Raw genomic sequence first — 3,244 nt, 5'->3', positions numbered from 1 at the left:
AGTCAAAAGGAGCATTGCAAATTTGATAAATTTCATTTTTTAAATTAGAATGATTTTGTTTTAAATTACTGCCAACGGTTTTGTGTATGGTTAGTTGCGTGGTTAAGCAACTAAATTAGTAAACTTTTACGAACCCGTGAATATTCCGCAGGAATATTCGCAAGTAAGCTCAATGCAGCAATTAATTATACACGGTGTTGTGTGTAGTGTTTTTATTCAACCAATCTCGGTGTGAAATTCCCATTATCATATTCTAAAGTGAAGTAAGTGAAATTCAGGTTTCTGGTCTCATTGTACTTAAGAACTAAAATATGTCCAGATATTGGATAGTATTTTTTTGAGTTATCTTTTTTCTTTCCCTTTTTTGATATTTTACTATCATCAGAAATTTTTCTTCTTTGTGCATTAGTTAAGCTAATTGTTTCTAATCCACTTCCAGTGTTACTTAGTTCGTAATCGACTAAGATTCCATCATACAAATAAGATTCTCCGTTGATTTCAAGTATAGCATCAACGAAAACGAATTCAATATCTTCAACAGTATCTCTATCTAAAGAAATATCAGCTCTAGGAAAGTCAAAAAATTCTCCTTTTAAAATATAATGCCAAGAATTTTGGAATCTAAAAAATTTAAAACTTCTATCTAATTTATATTTTCTGACAAGTTTCTTTGACCAATAACCAGAAAATCCTGAAGCTATGAACATTGTCAGATTATAGAAAAGAATTTTAAAGGAATTATCTTGTATGTTTTGAAAAGATGATTGTGAAGGTTGTTGGGAAACTATATCTCCTAAAATGTATAAGTTAACTTGTTGACAAAAAAGTTTTACAGAAAAATACCAAACGAAATGAAAAAGTAGACTAGGTATTATTGTAGATATAAAAACTCCAAAAAAAGTTTCTTTAAAATATTCTCTAGAAAATTCCTCAGAATAATAAAAGCGTCTAAAAACTATACCTGGTATTAATAAAAAAAACAATACCAATGTAGATAAAGCAATACTCACTTAAGTTATGCTTTTTGAAGTTCTGTTTTCGCTTTTTCGATTTTCACACCTGTTTCTCTAGAAACCTTAAAATGAGCAGGTTTTTTATGTCTAAGTGTTCTTACTGCTTTTGCTAATTTGGCTGAATCAGAAGGATTACTTAGAATTATGCTTACACGAGGACTGGTCAGAGATGAATCCGAATGCTTAAATGTAATAACTCGTTTATTTATTCTTTCTATATTTTTTGCCATAATCAAATATAATAAAATTAAACTATAATGTACTCATTTTTTTTAGAACTAACGTTGTTTTAACATTACACACAACGTTGTTGTATATGGTTTGTTGCGTGTTTCAAGCAACTAATTTAGTAAATAATTACGGACAAAGAAAGTCCGCGAGGACTTTCGCAAGTAGGCAAGAAGCCAGCAATAAATTATATACGGTGTTGGCAACTGGCTTTTGTTCATTCGTATTTAATTTCTCAAATTCCTAACGTAATTAATTCCTTCACGTTGTGATAAGTCAAAGAAGCTTTTATACATTCTTTTAATTCCATTTCTGGAACTTTTTGGTTTAATTTAAACACAATTGCTCGTTTTCCCTCATATTCAAATTTGTGGTCAAAAACCAATCTAAACGTATTTACTAATCTGCTTGTACATTGAAAATACATAGCGTATTGGTCTGGTGATTTTTCTTTCCAATCCATTCGCAATGTACTACCGTTTTTAGTTACAAAACTCGGTTCTCCCCATTTTAGAGTTTCTTCCAATCTGGTAATTCCTTCGGTTTCTTCCGCTGTTTCAATTACCAATTCACGTAGGAATTGCATTTTATCCCGAACAAAGTCGGGATAATTTGCAAAAACCTCATTTACTCTTTCGTCTGTTTTTATTTCAAACTTTTTTATTCGCATATTTTTGTTAGCCTTTAATGCCTACATAAAACTCGACTTCTGCATCTGTTGGATTTTGAGCCTTTTCTCCAAAAATTTCAAAGTCGGCATCATAGGTTCTGTCCAATTCCATTTCAAATATTTTCGACCATTGGTTTACGACCAAACCTTGCATTAAATCTCCTTTTGATGTCGTTTTGGAATAAGTTCCTCCATTAAATGATTTTCCAACCATTCCATTTGGCACACCATCTAAATTTTCAACTTTACAGCCAAGAATTGCTGTGTAAGGTTTTGTGTGGTCGCTTTCGTATTCCGTGTATAATGAATAAACGGAATTGTCTATTTTGTTCGGAATTTTAGAAATTACGTTTTCGGACATAAATCGTTGCCATAAATCGGCAATTTCTTGAGAAGCTTGTCCGTTTTCATTTGTTGTTCTTATCGAAATTCCGATAATTTTAAAAGGTTCAATTTTTACTATTTGCATCTTATTTATATTTTTTGATTTAATGCAAATTTAGATTGACCTTGTGACAAAGGTGTGTCAGGGGTGTTTTTATATTTTGAGCTACAATTTTCAAGATATCCTTGCAACGTCATTTTATGAGGTTTAAAATTCTTCTCCAAGATTTCTAATTTTTGGATGCAGTCAAGTCTAAAGGCTCTGAAGTCCTTTTTTTCTCTGCAAAAAGCAATAAGCACCCAATTTTCTTGTGTCGTGTAAAGTGCAAATGGTTCTATTTCTCTTTGACTTTTATTATCTGCCAATGACAGATAATCCATTTTTACCACTTGATAATTTGAAATAGTAGATTGAAGTTTTATGAGGTAATTACTTGTTTTTTCATTTTCCCGATTGTTGCGAACTTGAATTCTGTTTGTCAATAATTCTGTTTTTTCTTTTTGGTTGTATTTTAAAACAGATTTGATTTTGTTTATTGCACTTTCATATTGTTCGGTCAAAGATTGGTCTTTGTTTTTGCTAATCAATTGTTCAGCCGTTATAAGAGCATTCGCCTCATCTTGAGTAAACATTACAGGTGGAATTTTATAACCTTCCATTACTGAATAGCCTTTTCCTTCTTCCGTTACAATTGGAATTCCCGATTTTTCAAGTGTTCGGATGTCTCGATAAACCGTTCTGATACTTACATTATGTTTTTCGGCAATGTCTTTTGCAGTTACAATTCGTTTCGATTGTAATTGAGTCAAAATTGCTGTCAATCTTGCAAGTCTCGGTTTTTCTTTGTCCATTAAGATTGGTTTTTAGCTTGTTGCCAACGTTGTTGTGTATGGTTAGTTGCGTGGTTAAGCAACTAATTTAGCAAATAAATCACAGATAGAATATTCC

General features: G+C 31.4%; 5 protein-coding genes. All 5 read right to left on the bottom strand.

Translation table 11 applies throughout. The features are described from left to right. Positions 1 to 212: 212 nt before the first annotated feature. Positions 213 to 707, bottom strand: coding sequence for a hypothetical protein (locus HM985_RS16910; RefSeq protein ID WP_179377389.1), 495 nt, complete (start codon positions 705 to 707; stop codon positions 213 to 215). A 308-nt stretch (positions 708 to 1,015) separates the two neighbouring features. Then, positions 1,016 to 1,243 carry a hypothetical protein gene (locus HM985_RS16905; protein WP_179377388.1) on the bottom strand — a complete coding sequence of 76 codons (228 nt, stop codon included), beginning with the start codon at positions 1,241 to 1,243 and terminating at the stop codon, positions 1,016 to 1,018. 233 nt (positions 1,244 to 1,476) lie between these two features. Next, on the bottom strand, positions 1,477 to 1,911 hold the full coding sequence (locus HM985_RS16900; RefSeq protein WP_217363330.1) for a DUF1801 domain-containing protein: 435 nt from the start codon (positions 1,909 to 1,911) through the stop codon (positions 1,477 to 1,479). 7 nt (positions 1,912 to 1,918) lie between these two features. Then, positions 1,919 to 2,380: a GyrI-like domain-containing protein gene (locus HM985_RS16895; RefSeq protein WP_179336298.1), complete on the bottom strand. Its 462-nt coding sequence runs from the start codon at positions 2,378 to 2,380 to the stop codon at positions 1,919 to 1,921. 5 nt (positions 2,381 to 2,385) lie between these two features. Then, positions 2,386 to 3,147, bottom strand: a complete 762-nt coding sequence (locus HM985_RS16890) for a helix-turn-helix transcriptional regulator (RefSeq protein ID WP_173589743.1) — start codon at positions 3,145 to 3,147, stop codon at positions 2,386 to 2,388. Between the last annotated feature and the right edge of the window lie 97 nt (positions 3,148 to 3,244).

It is taken from the genome of Winogradskyella wichelsiae (assembly GCF_013403925.1).
Classification (GTDB): domain Bacteria; phylum Bacteroidota; class Bacteroidia; order Flavobacteriales; family Flavobacteriaceae; genus Winogradskyella; species Winogradskyella wichelsiae.
This window is presented reverse-complemented; position numbering and strand designations above follow the sequence as displayed.